This window comes from Rhizobium aureum (assembly GCF_030182495.1).
GTDB lineage: Bacteria > Pseudomonadota > Alphaproteobacteria > Rhizobiales > Rhizobiaceae > Rhizobium > Rhizobium tropici_C.
On record NZ_JAQJCI010000001.1, the window covers coordinates 255,570 to 271,214 of the forward strand.

The 15,645-nt window shown below is 57.3% G+C and carries 12 protein-coding genes; 9 read left to right on the forward strand and 3 right to left on the reverse strand.

The genetic code is table 11. From position 1 onward, the window contains the following. Nucleotides 1-134: 134 nt before the first annotated feature. The 3 genes from PH552_RS01235 to PH552_RS01245 form a co-directional block, all read right to left on the reverse strand. Nucleotides 135-1,238: an NADH:flavin oxidoreductase/NADH oxidase gene (locus PH552_RS01235; RefSeq protein ID WP_112342926.1), complete on the reverse strand. Its 1,104-nt coding sequence runs from the start codon at nt 1,236-1,238 to the stop codon at nt 135-137. A 76-nt stretch (nt 1,239-1,314) separates the two neighbouring features. Next, on the reverse strand, nt 1,315-2,544 hold the full coding sequence (locus PH552_RS01240; RefSeq protein WP_112342925.1) for an MFS transporter: 1,230 nt from the start codon (nt 2,542-2,544) through the stop codon (nt 1,315-1,317). 123 nt (nt 2,545-2,667) lie between these two features. Beyond that, complete coding sequence (locus PH552_RS01245; protein WP_112342924.1) at nt 2,668-2,967, reverse strand: putative quinol monooxygenase; 300 nt, start codon at nt 2,965-2,967, stop codon at nt 2,668-2,670. 303 nt (nt 2,968-3,270) lie between these two features. Between PH552_RS01245 and PH552_RS01250 the strand changes: the two genes are divergently transcribed. The 9 genes from PH552_RS01250 to PH552_RS01290 all read left to right on the forward strand — a co-directional run bounded on the left by PH552_RS01250 (nt 3,271) and on the right by PH552_RS01290 (nt 15,645). Continuing rightward, complete coding sequence (locus tag PH552_RS01250) at nt 3,271-6,147, forward strand: ATP-binding protein (protein WP_113249237.1); 2,877 nt, start codon at nt 3,271-3,273, stop codon at nt 6,145-6,147. Between the two features lie 145 nt (nt 6,148-6,292). Then, the gene (locus tag PH552_RS01255) at nt 6,293-7,669 is read left to right on the forward strand and encodes an aldehyde dehydrogenase family protein (RefSeq protein ID WP_112342922.1); all 1,377 of its coding nucleotides are present in this window, start codon (nt 6,293-6,295) and stop codon (nt 7,667-7,669) included. A 295-nt stretch (nt 7,670-7,964) separates the two neighbouring features. After that, the gene (locus PH552_RS01260; RefSeq protein WP_246698576.1) at nt 7,965-8,726 is read left to right on the forward strand and encodes a response regulator transcription factor; all 762 of its coding nucleotides are present in this window, start codon (nt 7,965-7,967) and stop codon (nt 8,724-8,726) included. Nucleotides 8,727-8,949: 223 nt separating this feature from the next. Beyond that, the gene (locus PH552_RS01265) at nt 8,950-9,393 is read left to right on the forward strand and encodes a (2Fe-2S)-binding protein (RefSeq protein WP_112342921.1); all 444 of its coding nucleotides are present in this window, start codon (nt 8,950-8,952) and stop codon (nt 9,391-9,393) included. Nucleotide 9,394: 1 nt separating this feature from the next. Continuing rightward, a complete protein-coding gene (locus PH552_RS01270; RefSeq protein WP_113248534.1) occupies nt 9,395-11,665 on the forward strand; it encodes a xanthine dehydrogenase family protein molybdopterin-binding subunit in 2,271 nt (756 codons plus the stop codon). Next, entirely contained in the window at nt 11,662-12,960 is a 1,299-nt protein-coding gene (locus PH552_RS01275; protein WP_113248535.1) for a c-type cytochrome, read from the forward strand. Before PH552_RS01270 ends, PH552_RS01275 begins: the two co-directional genes overlap by 4 nt. 100 nt (nt 12,961-13,060) lie before the next feature. Then, on the forward strand, nt 13,061-14,497 hold the full coding sequence (locus tag PH552_RS01280) for a cytochrome ubiquinol oxidase subunit I (protein ID WP_113248536.1): 1,437 nt from the start codon (nt 13,061-13,063) through the stop codon (nt 14,495-14,497). Continuing rightward, entirely contained in the window at nt 14,498-15,511 is a 1,014-nt protein-coding gene (gene cydB, locus PH552_RS01285; RefSeq protein ID WP_285165416.1) for a cytochrome d ubiquinol oxidase subunit II, read from the forward strand. Continuing rightward, complete coding sequence (locus PH552_RS01290) at nt 15,508-15,645, forward strand: DUF2474 domain-containing protein (protein ID WP_285165417.1); 138 nt, start codon at nt 15,508-15,510, stop codon at nt 15,643-15,645. Before cydB ends, PH552_RS01290 begins: the two co-directional genes overlap by 4 nt.

The window sequence follows — 15,645 nt, forward strand, 5'->3', positions numbered from 1 at the left end:
AATAGCCGCCGCGGATCTATTACGAAGCCTTGGAGGCTACTTCGGCCTGCCATAAGGCATTGATCGCATCGGGCGAGGGCAAATCAATCACGGCCGTCAAGCCCCCGGGAGCGGCATTTCCCAACGTCAAAGTGTCATTCCGTCTCGAAAAGCTCGCGATAGCGATTGGGCTGCGAGCGAAGATACTGCTTTGGCACACGAACTTTACCCCCTAGCTCCGCAGCAGCATGCCATGGCCAGTTCGGATCGAACAAAATGGTTCTCGCCAGCGCCACCATGTCGGCATCACCAGTGCCGACGATTGCTTCGGCCTGATCGTAGCCGGTTATCAAGCCGACCGCGACGACGGGGATGCCAATGGCCTTCCGTACCTCGCGTGCCAACGGGACCTGGTAGCTAGGCCCTACCGCGATCTTCTGCGCGGGATGGAGGCCTCCACTGGACACATGTATCGCCCCAGCGCCGTGCTTTTCGAGTTCTTGTGCGAACACGAGTGACTCTTCAAGCGTCAGGCCTCCCTGAACCCAATCCGTCGCAGAGATGCGCACTGAAACCGGCTTCTGATTGAATGCCGCCCTGACCGTATCGAAAACTTCTAAGGGAAAGCGCATGCGGTTCTCGACGCTCCCGCCGTATTCGTCAGTGCGTTGATTGGCTAACGGTGACAAAAACTGATGAAGCAGATAGCCATGTGCGGCATGAAGTTGCACGATGTCGATGCCGAGTTTGTCGGCTCGCGCCGCGGCAGTTCCAAATGCATCGCGAACGCGTTTCAGTCGCTCTTTATCCAAAGCGACGGGTGGCAGCTGGTCAGCGTTGTAGGATATCGCCGATGGGCCATATGTTTGCCAGCCGAGTCCGTCAGTTGGCGCAAACTGGCTGCCACCTTTCCAGGGTACCTCGGTCGACGCCTTCCTGCCGGCGTGACTGAGCTGAATTGCGATAGGCATGTCCGACCATCGCCGGATGCTTTCGAGGGTTAAACTCATAGCCGCGTAATTCTGATCGTTGTAGAGGCCGAGATCTCCATAGGTAATCCTGCCCTCCGGGAGAACGGCAGTCGCTTCGATCGTCAAGAGCGCCGCGCCAGACAGGGAAAGCTTGCCCAGATGTATCAGGTGCCATTCGTTCATGTTCCCTTCTTCGGCGGAGTACTGACACATTGGCGCAATGACAATCCGATTGGCCAGTATGAGGCCCTTTATCTTTATCGGCGTGAAAAGCTTTGGTTTGGACATTGTTGCTGCTCCCAACACGGCTTCCTCTTGCCGTACGTTTGCCCCTACGCACCGAAGTACCGCGATGTGTAATGGTCTAAGCGGTTGCCAGACGTGGGCGGTGAGTCAACGTCACGGTGAAGACGACGAGACCGGCGAGCGTGAGGCAAAAACCCGCCCAAGCAGCGGAGAGAATGCCGAAGCCGCTCGCAATCGCGAGGCCGCCCGACCATGCCCCGATCGCATTGGACAGGTTAAGTGCCGCCAAATTCATCGCGCCGACAAGGGTGGGCGCTTCGGGAGCGAATTTAGTCAGTCTGACCTGGATAGTCGGTATCGCGGTGAACATCGTTGCGCCGACCAGGAAAAAGCCGGCGAATAGGATGGGAAGCTTGAACCCGAACGTGGCCAGTGCTGCGAGTACGACGACCGCTACGCCGAATCCGAGCAGTAGACCACGTGCGGGATACGCGTCGGCGAGACGACCGCCGAGAAAGTTGCCTGCAGTCATTCCGATTCCAAAAACTGCAAGTGCGATCGGGATCCATCCTGCTTCCAGCATGGCGACATCCGTGATCAACGGTCCTACGAAAGTGTAGATCGCAAATATGCTCGCCACGCCGAGAGCGGCGACAAACATGGTCATCCATACTGTTCCCTTACGCAGAGCGCTAAGCTCCTGTATGACCGAGCTGCCGTTGAGAGCGGCAGTTTTCGGCACGAACGCCATGAGGGCCAGGAACGATAGCACGCCGAGGCCCGACACTGTAAAGTAGGTGTTTCGCCAGCCGACCGTCTGGCCGAGGAGCGTCGCGAGCGGCGAGCCGACGATGGTCGCTATGGTCAGTCCCATCATCACCAGAGCAAAAGCCTTGCCGGTATGGCCAGGGCCGTAGACGTAGGTGGCTACAACGGCTCCCGCCCCGAAATAAGCACCTTGCGGCATGCCGCTGATGAATCGAGCGAGTGCGAACATCTCCAAGTTGGCCGCCAATCCGGACAGGACATTCCCCAATACGAACTGCGCCATAAGCATGAGAAGCAGGGTGCGACGGTTCAATCGTGCAGCCGCCAGCGTGACAAGCGGAGCGCCGATGACCACTCCGAATGCGTAGGCAGTCACGGCGTTCGTCGCAGTAGGAATGCTTATCCCAAGGCTTTCGGAAAACAGTTGGAGGATACCCATGCTGGCGAATTCGGAGGTGCCAATGCAGAAACTGCCCAAAGCCAGCGACAGCAGTGTCAGGCGGCACCGCCCGCGTTCCACGGGATCGGAGGAATGAACGTTAACCGCGGCGCATTGAGCGTGATAGGCTTTGTCGAGCATCGGTCGCATCCTTAATGGAGTGGAAAAATGTTTCGGACCCGTATCTGTCGATGGATGCGTCATCTTCACGCCGTATCTCGATCGAGAGTAATTAAGCGTTGTAAAAAGCAGTGAATCTCACGCTCATACGTCAATCACGTCGACGGCTATCACGGTATAAACGGATCGATCCGCGAGTTCGCTGATCTTGCCCACGTAGTTTTGAAAATGAGGAGTTTCACGGTGAGAGGAGTTAGCCTCCGCGTCGACGTACATCTCGTCCAGGATGAAACGCCTCGGCTCCGCGGTGTCTCGCCAAAGATCGTAGCGCAAGTTACCTTTCTCTACCCGCGAAGGTGCAGCCATGCCTCTTAGCAAGTCTTCCAATTCTAACTCTTTTCCCGGTTTTGCCGTGAGAACCGCGTAAACCTTAACCTTTGTCATATCGTGTCCTCTGATCTAACAGCCTACCGATCACGAACGGGACGATCACCGACAGACAAATTATCAGGTTGCCTTGGAAGACGTGCGTAAAACACGGTAAAAGAGCGTTAAACAGGCGAAATCGTGTCCACGCAGGGAAAGTTACCTTCCGACCGACGGCATTTAGTTCTCACGGCGGTAGCGGCTACTATTATTTACCTGTTTTTACCCCCCGCCTTTCTCACATCCTGTAGACTGCCGACACCGGACAAGTGTGCAGGGCCTCGATCGCCAAGCGATTGCGGTCACACAAGGGGGCGTGTCGTGAACGGCGTTTTCAAATTCGGCCCTTTCAGCCTTAATCCGATCTCGCGGATACTCGAGCGGGACGGGTGTGAGCTGCCCATCGGCAGCCGTGCTTTCGATATGTTGGTCGCGCTCGTCAACAAACAAGGTGAGATCCTTTCGAGACGCGAACTGATGGCTCGTGCTTGGGCCGGTCTGAGCGTTGAAGACTCCAATGTACGTGTCCAGATGGCCCACCTTCGCCGTAAGTTAGGTTGCGGCGTCAACGGCGACCGATATATTGCCAGCATCGCGGGCAGGGGCTACAGCTTCGTGATGCCTGTCGAAATGCAACAGGACGTATCCTCTGCGCATTCCGACGATATTTCCGATGAAGCAGCTTTCGGCGATTCCGCCGTTATCCGACCCGAGATCAAGGTTCCGATCGCGTTTCGCTCGGACAAGTTCTTGGGTCGTGCTTCCAATCTTGAAGAGCTGGAGCGTGCAGTCCAGGAGCGCCGATTAATCACGGTAGTTGGACCTGGTGGGGTCGGTAAAACCACCCTTGCCACAGTCTTGGCACGCAGCCTCCCGAACTTCGATGAGATCAGGTTCGTGGATCTCAGTGTTATCACGGACGATGCTCTAGTCGCGGCCGCTATCGCATCATCGGTCAATCCAAGTGTGCGAAGCAGAGATCCGCTTCGTGACGCGGTTACATGGCTTTCTAAAAGGCGAAGCCTTTTGATCGTCGACAACTGTGAGCATGTCATCAACGGGGTTGCCGATGCGGTTTCGTTCGTCCTCAAACATTCACTTTCGACGCATGTGCTTGCGACGAGCATCGAGGCACTGCGGGTCACGGGGGAGGCGGTGTATCTATTGCGGCCCCTGGGAACTCCTCCCAATACGGGACGGATGACCGCGAACCACGCTCTGGCGTGGCCATCGGTTGAGCTTTTCATGAGCCGGGCCGTAGACGGTGGCCATAAAGCGGCTCTCGCTGACGAGGAGGCAGCCATCGTCGCTGCAATCTGCCGGCGGTTGGACGGCAATCCCCTCGCGATAGAACTGGTGGCCAGCCGCGTTGGTATTTATGGATTGGACGGAGTATTGGAGCTGTTGGATAATCAATTGACGCTCCGTTGGCGTGGCGACAGGGACGCGACACCTCGGCACCAAACCGTTCAATCACTGCTCGACTGGAGCTATGTTCTGCTGTCGAAGCAAACGCAAACCGTTTTGAACAGGCTATCTGTGTTCGCCGGCGAATTCACGATAGATGCGACGACGGATGTCGTTGCTGGATCCGGAATAAGTGATGCGGACGTTTCAGTGGCGATAAGTGAGCTGGTCGACAAATCCATGGTGTCGTCGGCGGGAGTGGATCAGACAACCAGCGCGCTGAAACTCCGGGAGATGGTCAGAACATACGCGGCCTTCAAGCTGGCGCACGAACCCAAGCGGCACGAAACCCAGCGAAGGCATGCCCTTTTTTACCTAAGAAGAATGCGGGCTCGCGAGAGCGGATCGGATAAAAACACGTCGCTTCACGACTTCGACATTGGAAATGTACGCGCTGCGCTCGAGTGGGCCTTCTCCGAAGGCGGAGACGCCGAGATCGGAGCAGAGACATGCTGTCTCCTGCTCGAAACCTTCCAGGATTCGATGCAGTTCGATGAGTGTAGAAGATGGTGCCAACGCGCGTTAGAGCTTTTGCCGCCCAAACATCAAAACACGGAGCTGCACCTTAAGCTTCTGGAGAGCCTTGCGATCGCAACGCTCTTTGGGCATGGCGGCGATACGGGAGTTGCAAGCTTATTCGATGTCGGACTGGAGCTCAGTCGTCGTCTCAAAAACTATCGTATAGAAGCTCATCTGCTGGCGGGATTGGGGTTGTACCATCTGAAGCAGGGCGATTTCCGTTCTGGCTTCAACGTTGCAGAAGCTTACGCTCACAAGCTTGATCGTCACGGTGGTTCGAACGACAATATTGTGGCGGGCTGGATGCTGGGAACAGTGTACCATATGCTCGGAGAGCAATTGGAGGCTGCAGCCACTTACAATTATAGCCTCGCGCGAACCACCGGATTTTCTCCGTCGAGATTGGGGTACTTCGAGCAGGCCCATCTTGCGCTAGCGAAGATCGCCCAAGCGCGCGTGACCTGGCTCCGAGGCTCCCCGGAAACAGCGTTGCAGATGGCCGAAAGTGCTATCGGGGAGGCAAGAAGCCAACCGGCCGCCTTATGTTTGAGCCTGCTTATGGGCATATTCATTTTCCTGTACAGCGGCGAGCTAGATCGAGCAGATATCCTGACCGATGAACTGGCTGAACTGACGGCAACAAATGGCAATCTGTCCGGATACCATGACGCTGGCATGGCGGTGCGCGGCCAACTTCTTGTCATTCGTGGCGAAGCGGAGCAGAGTATTGATCTGTTGCGAGGGAAGCTGCGATCCGTGAGTTCGATTGGCTTTCAGAGTATGATATTCGGGTCCCTTCGTGCCCTTGCAGAGGGACTTTCCATCGCCGGCGAGCATACCGAAGCGATTTCGGCCATCGATACTGCATTGGGTCTATGCGAACGCGCTGGGGGAACCTACCTCCTGCCGGAGCTTTTACGAACGAAGGCTATGATCCTTCTTTCGTCGCCACACTCGAACTTCAATGCGGTACATCGCCTTTTAAACGATGGTACGGCAATTGCGCGAAGAACCTCGGCGCTGGGGTGGGAGCTTCGACTGCATCTTGCCCGGATAAACGCCGACAGGTCGATGGGTCTCAAAACGACCGAAGAAGGTTTCAGCAACCTTGCGGAAGTCGTGCGGAGTTTTCAGGACGGTTTCGAGACCGCCGACCTACGAGCGGCCAACTCGCTGCTGCGACAGCGGGTAGATATGGCGCTCGTAAGCTGAACATGATTTCCCACGAAATAACCAGCCTTAACTCGCCGAAGCCCGAAGCAGCCGCTAGCCTTACGCCAAGGGCCATCGCTGCCGCCGATCACCTGCCTCGGCTTTGGTGCCGATGCGAAAGAAACTCTCGAAGCAGGATAGAACCATGATCGAGATCGTTCAAGCTTATGACAGGAAGCACCTTGCAGATGTTCAGAGCGACGACGCAGCCGCCCTGGAGAAGAAGCTCTCCAGCGCATTCAAACTTTTCAAGGATCGTAGCAGCTGGCTGAAGCCGCATCAGCGTTTGGATATCTTGCATAGGCTTGCGGCGCTGATGCAAGAACGGAGGGAAAAATTCGGTCGTCTGATCGCGCAGGAAGGAGGCAAGCCTCTAACCGACGCGCTGATCGAAACCGGCAGAGCAATCGATGGCGTGCGAGCAGCTGCGGACTATCTCCGCACCAGGGGTGGGCGGGAAATCCCCATGGGGTTGACTGCGGCTAGCGACAATCGGCGTGCCTGGACGCTCGTCGAGCCGATCGGTGTCGTTGCCGCCATCTCGGCGTTCAACCACCCTTTGAATCTTGTAGTCCACCAGATAGCCCCGGCAATTGCAACTGGCTGCCCAATCATTATCAAGCCGGCCACCGCAACGTCACTCAATTGCATCGAGTTCGTGAAGCTCGTTCACGAAACTGGAATGCCTCACGAATGGGTGCAGACATTTTTGCCGGAAGAAAACGGGCTGGCGCAGGTGTTCGCAACAGACTCGCGCATCGCCTTTCTTAGCTTCATCGGATCGGCGGCAGTTGGATGGAGCCTCCGGTCCAAACTCGCGGCCGGCGCCCGCTGTGCACTGGAGCATGGTGGCGTAGCGCCAGTTATCATCGATCGTTCGGCCGACATCGAGAAACTGATAGAGCCGCTGGCGAAGGGCGGCTATTATCACGCAGGCCAAGTCTGCGTGTCTGTTCAGCGGATCTATGCCCACCGATCGATCATGAATGAGTTCACAAAGCTCTTTCGGGAGCGGGTCGATCGGCTTATCGTTGGGGATCCGCTCTTGCCGGAGACGGAGGTCGGCCCGCTGATTAAACCAAGAGAGGTTGACCGCGTGGCGACCTGGATCGCGGAAGCCGTGACAGGCGGCGCCCAGAAATTCGGGGGCGAGCAACTGTCGCCGACGACCCTGAAGCCCTGCATCCTGGTTGAGCCACCCAAGACCGCGAAGGTCTCGACGCACGAGGTTTTTGGCCCGCTCACATGCGTTTACGGTTTTGACAGCCTCGACGATGCAATTACGGAGGCGAACTCTCTACCGGTTGCGTTCCAATCGAGCATTTTTACCCAAAACCTCTCGACGGCTCTGGACGCGGCCGAACGCCTCGATGCATCCGCTGTGATGATCAACGATCATACCGCCTTCCGGACGGATTGGATGCCCTTCGCGGGCCGGCGCGAGTCAGGCTACGGTATTGGCGGTATTCCGTACACCATGGACGAGATGTCGTCCGAAAAGATGGTCGTCTTCCACACCTGACGGTACGAACGGCGCCACGGCCATCGCTGGATGGCTGCGGCTGGTCGATAAGTCCTGAAAACTAGCTCGCCTTGCTCCGGCGATGACTGGACCAGTGCCGTTGCTGATCTTGCGTCGACAGTGCAAGCTTTCATCCCGGCGTACCGCCGTGGTGGGAAAGACGCCGGCGGACAATTGTCAAAGCGGGTTTGCCTCCGCTTTTGCACCGTTTGACACGATTTCACTGACTTCAACTTTTGTCTTGGGGAAACACGCGTAAGCTTGACTTGTGTCGAAGCGCGAGAGGGGAAGCCCAATGATGATTTCTGCATCAAGGCGAGCAACGAGTTCCACTCTGAACGATGATCTTCATAAACTGGGCTGCGTTGCAGTCATCGAGGATGATCCGGATACTCGCATGCTGGTAGCGGATCTGATCGAGAATGTGGGGTTTTCGGTCGTGAGGTTCGCAGGAGCCCTCGAGTTTCTCTCATCTCCACTTACGGTCGAACCCAGCTGTATTTTGCTGGACGTAAGGCTGCAGGGGATGAGTGGCCTTGATCTCCAGCAGCGCCTGTCGCATCGAGGCTCGCAGTCCCTGATCGTGTTCATGACCGGTTTCGCGGACGTGAGCATGAGCGTGCGCGCGATGAAGGCCGGCGCATTCGACTTCCTCCAAAAACCGTTCCGGGAGCAGGAAGTCCTCGACGCCGTTTGCGCCGCTGCTCTGGCGTATAGGCACCGTGCCGGCATCAATCGTACCAAGGCCGCGATTGACCGGCGTTTTCACTCCTTGACGTCACGAGAGCGCGAGGTCTTGGAGGGCGTTGTCGACGGACTTTTGAACAAGCAGATCGCCGCCATACTTGGAATTTCCGAAATCACCGTGAAAGTGCACCGTGCAAACTTGATGAAAAAGATGCAGGCGAGGACCCTGGTAGATTTGATAAGGGACGTCTCGCTGCACCTGTCGTTCGAACGGTCCCAAACTCTCGCGAACGCGGACGACGGCGGCTTCAACGAACCCCGGGGGTGGACTGCCGATACTCGGAGCGTCGTGATGCCGACCTTTGCCTGAATGCGGGTATTGTTCCGATAGAACGTCGCTAAAACCAGTTGAGCGGATGTCGTTTCGATAACAGTGTGGCTGTACGAGGTCTTCGATACCACGCGTCCGCGCGGTTGGCCCAAGCCAGGACTATACCGCGGTATAAAGCCTCTTAGCCTCGCGTATCTCTACATAAATCAGCATGGAGAATTAACAATCGCAGGCGTTGAGTTGCGCTCAAGAGGAACCGAGTATGTCAATACCAGCCACCATAAACGGCAAGCGCATTGAACTGGATGGTCCTTCGGATATGCCGCTGCTGTGGGCGCTACGCGACCTTCTGGGGATGACGGGAACTAAATTCGGATGTGGTGTGGGGCAATGTGGAGCGTGCACCGTCCACCTCGACGGAAAGCCGGTACGCTCTTGCGTGCTTCCGATCGGCGACATCCAGGGAAACATAACCACGATTGAAGGCGTGGCCGAGACAGAGGCCGGTCGGCGTATCCAGGACGCATGGTTGAGACACGAGGTCGTCCAGTGTGGGTACTGTCAGTCGGGCCAGATTATGGCCGCCGCTGCCCTTTTGTCACGAGACTCGGCACCCGACGATGCGGAAATCGACGCTGCCATGTCCGGCAATATATGCCGGTGCTGCACCTACGTCAGAATACGCGCTGCGATCAAGGATGCCTGACATGCAATCGATCGGCGTACTCGACGCAACATCCCCACTCCTGGCCAGCCGCAGGGAATTTCTGTTCGCAAGTGCAGCGCTTCTTCTGGGCTTTGCCCTCCCGAAGAGGGCCAGCGCGATGGTGGATGAAAAAGGGCTGCTGGCGGCAGGCGCGACTGATGCGGCCGCCTCTGGGTTCGACGGGTTTGTCCCCGACGGCTTTATTCGCATCGGAGGAGACGGCCGCATCGTGCTCGTCGTACCGAGTTCCGAGATGGGACAGGGGATCGCGACAACCGAAGCGATGTTGCTGGCAGAGGAGCTGGAAGTCGGTATGGACCAAATCGAGGTCGCCCTGGCTCCGGCAGATCTTGGAGCATATGGGCAGTCGATTCTCAAGAACCAGATCACGGGTGGATCGACATCGGTGCGTGCTTTTTTTGATCCGCTCAGAAAGGCAGGTGCGGCAGCACGGACTATGCTGGTGAACGCAGCTGCGGAGCAGTGGCAGGTCGCGGCATCGGAATGCCGTGCCTCCCGGGCGACTGTCCTACATCAATCGAGTGGGCGCAGCGCGTCCTATGCATCGCTCGTTGAACTCGCCCGGGCACAGCCTGTCCCCACGGAAGTGACGTTGAAGAAGCCGTCCGAATTTAAGTTGATCGGGAAGCCTTTAAGGCGCGTCGACACGCCCGAAAAGGTCAACGGAACGGCTAAGTTCGGGATAGACGTCGCAGTGGCGGGTATGCGCTATGCCGCGATCAAGATCTGTCCCACCATCGGCGGAAAAGTCAAATCGATAAACGATCGCGAAACCCGAGCTTTGCCCGGCGTACTCGATGTCCTTGAAATTGAGGACGCGGTAGCGGTTGTCGGAGAGCATTACTGGGCGGCAAAGAAGGGCCTTGACGTTTTAGAGGTTGAATGGGACCCCGGGCCGCATGCAACATTGTCGTCCGCCGATCTATGGCACGAGCTGCGGACCTGCAAGGCGACGCCAATCGTCGCAAAAGTGCAGGGGAATCCCGACGAAGAGCTTGCCAGTGGAATTCGCATCGAAGCCACATATGAATTGCCCTTTCTCGCACATGCGGCCCTTGAGCCAATCAATACGACCATACATGCGAGAGCGGACGCATGCGATGTTTGGGTCAGCACACAGGTGCCAGTTGATGCTCAGACTGTCACGGCCGAGATTCTCGGCCTTCGGGCCGAGCAAGTAAATATTCACTCCTATCTCATCGGCGGGGGCTTCGGCCGACGTCTGGCTGTAGACACGGTCCAGCAAGCGGCGCGGTTCGCAAAGCTGGCAGATTACCCGCTCAAGATAATCTGGACCCGAGAGCAGGACATCCAGCACGACCGGTTCAGACCCGCCTATTGCGATCGCGTAGTCGCAACGCTGGACGAGAAGACGCGCTTTCCCAAAGCGTTCCATCACCGCACAACGGGATCGACGGTCCTCCAATATTTCACGCGAAAAGGTTGGCCTGAAGGTCAACTGGATCCGGATCTGGTCGCGGGTTCCGTCAGCCAGCCTTATCGCATTCCCGCAGCGAAGTGGGAGTGGCTTCGACAGGATAGCCCAGTGGCCGTGAACTGGTGGCGCGGCGTCGGGGAAGGACATAACGTGTTCGTCGTGGAAGGCTTCATCGATGAACTCGCCTCGGCTGCCGGTTTCGATCCAGTAGCATATCGCAGAGCACTTCTAAGCGACAATCCACGCGCCAGGGCCGTCCTGGACAAGGTAGCTCGCGCCTCGAATTGGGGCGAGCCGCTTCCACAAGGTCACGGCCGCGGCGTTTCGCTCCATCAGTGCTTCGGTTCATACATGGGGCTTGTCGTACAGGTTGAGGTCGATGAGTACGGCGAAATCTATCTCCGCCGGGCGACTGCCGCGGTCGATTGTGGCGTTCCGATTAACCCCGACAGCATCGCCGCGCAGATGCAGGGCGGCGTGCTGTTCGGCTTGTCGGCTGCGCTTTTCAACGGCGTTACTTTCAAAGACGGCAAGGTCGAGCAGAGTAACTTCCATGACTACCGGCAAATCCGCCTGAACGAGGTTCCGGCTTTCGAGGTTTTTGTGATGCCGAGCATCGAAGCTCCGGGCGGAATTGGGGAGGTGGGTACGGCTGCCGCTGCACCCGCGCTGACGAATGCGATTTTTGCGGCCACCGGCGTTCGATTGCGTTCGACACCGATCGACAAGTCGAGCTTGGCCAGGAAGGGCAACCGCGACCGGGTCCCCGAGACAATCGCATTGACCAGCCTCGATCGAGCGGGGCGGCCATGAGCGGACTCAGGAAAGTTGTGATTGGGCTTCTATCCATCGCACTCATTGTAGCAGTGGGGGCGGCCGCCTTCTTTTTCTGGCCTCACGGGCTCCCGCAGGTTGCCGCGAGCATTTCGCAGCCCAAGGGGCCGGACCTGATCGCAAGGGGGAAATATCTTACGACCGCCGCCGATTGTGAGGCATGTCACACCGCGCCAGGAGGCAAGCCATTCGCTGGTGGGCTCGGGTTCGAGCTTCCGTTCGGAACACTCTATTCGCCGAACATCACGCCTGACGATCAGACGGGTATTGGGACATGGACAGATGCCGAATTTGTCCGGGCGGTGCGATCCGGCGTGGGTAAGCATGGCGAGGATCTTTATCCCGCGTTTCCGTACACCTCTTACGCACTGTTGGCGACGGATGATGTACTCGCGATCAAGGCCTACCTCGACACCCTTGCTCCGGTGAATAGCAGTCCTCCAGAGAACGAGCTGCTTTTCCCTTTCAACCAGCGTTACGTGATGCGGGGATGGAAGCTGTTGTTCGTGCCCTCGGCTCCGTTCAAGACAGACGCCGGCAAGAGTGAAGCCTGGAATAACGGCGCTTACCTAGTCGAGGCTTTGGCTCATTGTGGCGAATGCCACACTCCGCGCGGCCTGATGTTTCAAAGGAAGCAGGGGAGTGCGTTGTCGGGTGGTAGTCTCGAGGGGTGGACTGCCTGGAACATCACGCCAGACCTTGAAACAGGCATCGGAAGCTGGTCTGACGAACAGATCAAATCGTATATTTGGAAAGGGTTCGCACATGGCCGCGGGCCTGCCGCAGGAGCTATGCGACAGGCCATAGATCTCAGCCTAAGCCATCTGCCGGAAACGGATGTCGATGCAATCGTCACTTACTTGAGATCAGTCGAGCCGCGGAAAAGCAGCTATGCAAGCAGCACCATCACCGCTGGCGCCACGCCGGCATCGGCCTCCGAACCATGGAAGCCGGTCGATGGGCCTGGCGGTTTGGGTCGCAAGATATTCGCCGGAGCATGCGCAAGTTGCCACGGCTGGGATGGAAGTGGACAAAACAGCGCGCGAGCGGCGTTAACAGGCTCACATTCTGTGGCTGACGAGACCGGCGCAAATCTGGTGCAAGTGATCCTGAAAGGCACCTCGGATCCGAACGGCTCGGCGGCGACGGCCATGCCTGGTTTCGCAAGATCTCTGTCGGACGCGGAAATTGCTGCACTCGCCAACTATGTCATCGGGCATTTCGGAGGAAAGAGAGGAAGCGTAACGCCGAACGACGTGGAGAAGGCTCGATGACGGATTCGGCTGATAGTGCGTCCAGATGCCTTGCTCCCGATGGAGGGCCCCGGTCTGCCGCAGAGGATCCATTTGGCTCAAGCCACACGGGAGGTTCGTGATGTTCGATTTCACCGCACTTGAACTCGCTCGCATACAGTTCGCGTTCACGGTTGGATTTCATATCATCTTCCCGACGATCACCATCGGGCTCGCAAGCTATCTGGTTGTTCTTGAGGCACTATGGCTCGCCCGCAGAAACGACGTGTATCAGAAGCTCTATCATTTCTGGTCGAAGATCTTTGCGGTCAACTTCGCAATGGGGGTCGTTTCCGGGATTGTAATGGCCTACGAGTTCGGAACGAACTGGAGCGGGTTCTCCAAATTTGCCGGCGGCGTTACCGGCCCGCTTTTGACCTACGAGGTTCTGACGGCGTTCTTCCTTGAGGCGGGATTTCTGGGAGTGATGTTATTCGGCTGGAACAAGGTCGGACCCGGCTTGCACATGTTCGCAACGACGATGGTCGCTGTCGGTACCTTAATTTCGACGACATGGATACTGGCCTCCAACAGCTGGATGCAAACACCGCAGGGCTACGCAATCGTTGACGGCCGTATCGTTCCCACGGACTGGCTCGCGGTGATCTTCAACCCGTCATTCCCTTATAGACTGGTCCATATGACGCTGGCGGCGTACCTTTCCACAGCGCTCTTCGTCAGCGCGTCAGGCGCTTTTCATCTATTGCGAGGCAACGACACGCCTGCGGTCCGGAAGATGTTCTCAATGGCGTTGTGGCTGCTCCTTTTTGTCGCTCCACTACAAATCGTAGTTGGCGATGCCCATGGCCTGAACACTTTGAAACATCAACCGGCGAAAATCGCCGCTGTCGAAGGCCATTGGGAGAATGATCCAAAGGAGACCAGCTTGCCCCTCATCGCCTTCGGGATTCCGGATATGCAGGCCGAGGCGACGAAGTACGCGATCGAGATTCCCTACCTCGGAAGCTTGATCTTGACCCACACGCTCCGCGGAAAGATACCCGGATTGAAGGAATTCGCACCTGGGGACCGGCCCAACTCGACGATAATCTTCTTCACGTTCCGGGTGATGGTCGGTCTGGGCATGGCAATGCTTCTGCTTGGGGCAGGGGGACTGTTGTTACGGTGGCGCGGGCGGCTCTTCAACTACCGGCCTTTCTTGATTTTTTCCGTACTCATGGGGCCGGCGGGGTTGATCGCGGTCCTGGCAGGTTGGATGACCACCGAGATCGGACGGCAGCCTTGGGTTGTCTATGGCATCATGCGGACGAAGGACGCGGTGTCGGGCCAATCGGTGATCGCACTCAGCGTGACTCTCGTTGCGTTCATCCTCATCTACTTCTTTGTTTTCGGTACGGGGATCAGCTTCATGCTCAAGATGGTAGCTCGAGGTCCGGACAAGTACGGGACGGAGAAGCCACCGCAGGAGCCAGGGCAGGTCCGAAGGCCAGCGCGACCACTTTCCGCTACGCCTGATGATATCGATCCTGCGCCGCGGCTCGAAAGGGAGGACGTTTAAATGGGCATCGATCTACCCGTTGTGTGGGCAACGATAATTGCTGTCGGCGTCATGATGTACGTTATCCTGGACGGGTTCGACCTCGGTATCGGCCTTCTCTTTCCCTTGATTCCCAAGCGGGTCGAGAGGGATACAATGGTAAACACCGTCGCCCCTGTTTGGGATGGCAACGAGACATGGCTCGTTCTTGGCGGGGCGGCTCTTTTTGCCGCGTTTCCGTTGGCCTATTCGACGATACTCAGCGCCCTCTATTTCCCGATGATGCTTATGCTTGCCGGGCTCATCTGGCGTGGCGTCTCATTCGAATTCCGGTTCAAGGCTGGCGACAGAGGAAAGCCATTGTGGGACGCTGCCTTCTCTATCGGTTCCTACCTCGCGACATTCGCGCAGGGCGTTGCATTGGGAGCTTTCATCAACGGCTTCCAGCTCGACGGCACAACCTATGTCGGCGGCCAATTCGATTGGTTGACACCGTTCAGCGTCTTCGCGGGATTGGCGCTGATAGTTGCCTATATGATGCTCGGATCGACCTGGCTGGTGATGCGCACGACGGGCGATCTGCACAATAGAATGCGCATGCTTGGGCAGTGCACATCAGTCGCACTTTTCCTTATGATCGTGATAGTCAGCATTTGGACGCCGCTTGTTCATGACAGCGTTGCTGCTCGCTGGTTCGTTTTACCAAATCTCCTGATTTTCGCACCCGTACCGCTGCTTGTTGTCGCGGCGACCGGTCTCCAGGTGTGGGCATTGAGACGAGATGAACCGGGAGCGCGACCTTTCGTGCTGGCGCTCCTAGTGATGTTCCTGGGTTACAGTGGCCTTGCCATCAGCATGTGGCCCCACATTATCCCGCCATCGATCTCGATTTGGACGGCATCTGCACCGCCTGAAAGTATGGGTTTCGCTCTTGTCGGAACGCTCCTGATCATCCCTATAATCCTGGTCTACACGACTTGGTCCTACTACGTGTTCCGGGGTAAATCCGAGCCGGAAGCGGGGTATCACGAGTGAAGTCTCGGTCGGTTTTTCGGCTATCAAGACAGATCCTTTGGATGGGGGTGATCTGGACCCTCTCGGTGTCGACACTTGCGGTGTTGGCTGGGCTTTTACGAATTCTGATGTCGGCCGCCGGCATGACCTCATAG

Excerpts from the sequence above, each read along its gene's own strand:
- PH552_RS01235 (WP_112342926.1), bottom strand. The coding sequence starts at position 1,238 with ATGTCCAAACCAAAGCTTTTCACGCCGATAAAGATAAAGGGCCTCATA.
- PH552_RS01240 (WP_112342925.1), bottom strand. The coding sequence starts at position 2,544 with ATGCTCGACAAAGCCTATCACGCTCAATGCGCCGCGGTTAACGTTCAT.
- PH552_RS01245 (WP_112342924.1), bottom strand. The coding sequence starts at position 2,967 with ATGACAAAGGTTAAGGTTTACGCGGTTCTCACGGCAAAACCGGGAAAA.
- PH552_RS01255 (WP_112342922.1), top strand. The coding sequence starts at position 6,293 with ATGATCGAGATCGTTCAAGCTTATGACAGGAAGCACCTTGCAGATGTT.
- PH552_RS01260 (WP_246698576.1), top strand. The coding sequence starts at position 7,965 with ATGATGATTTCTGCATCAAGGCGAGCAACGAGTTCCACTCTGAACGAT.
- PH552_RS01265 (WP_112342921.1), top strand. The coding sequence starts at position 8,950 with ATGTCAATACCAGCCACCATAAACGGCAAGCGCATTGAACTGGATGGT.
- PH552_RS01270 (WP_113248534.1), top strand. The coding sequence starts at position 9,395 with ATGCAATCGATCGGCGTACTCGACGCAACATCCCCACTCCTGGCCAGC.
- PH552_RS01275 (WP_113248535.1), top strand. The coding sequence starts at position 11,662 with ATGAGCGGACTCAGGAAAGTTGTGATTGGGCTTCTATCCATCGCACTC.
- PH552_RS01280 (WP_113248536.1), top strand. The coding sequence starts at position 13,061 with ATGTTCGATTTCACCGCACTTGAACTCGCTCGCATACAGTTCGCGTTC.
- cydB (WP_285165416.1), top strand. The coding sequence starts at position 14,498 with ATGGGCATCGATCTACCCGTTGTGTGGGCAACGATAATTGCTGTCGGC.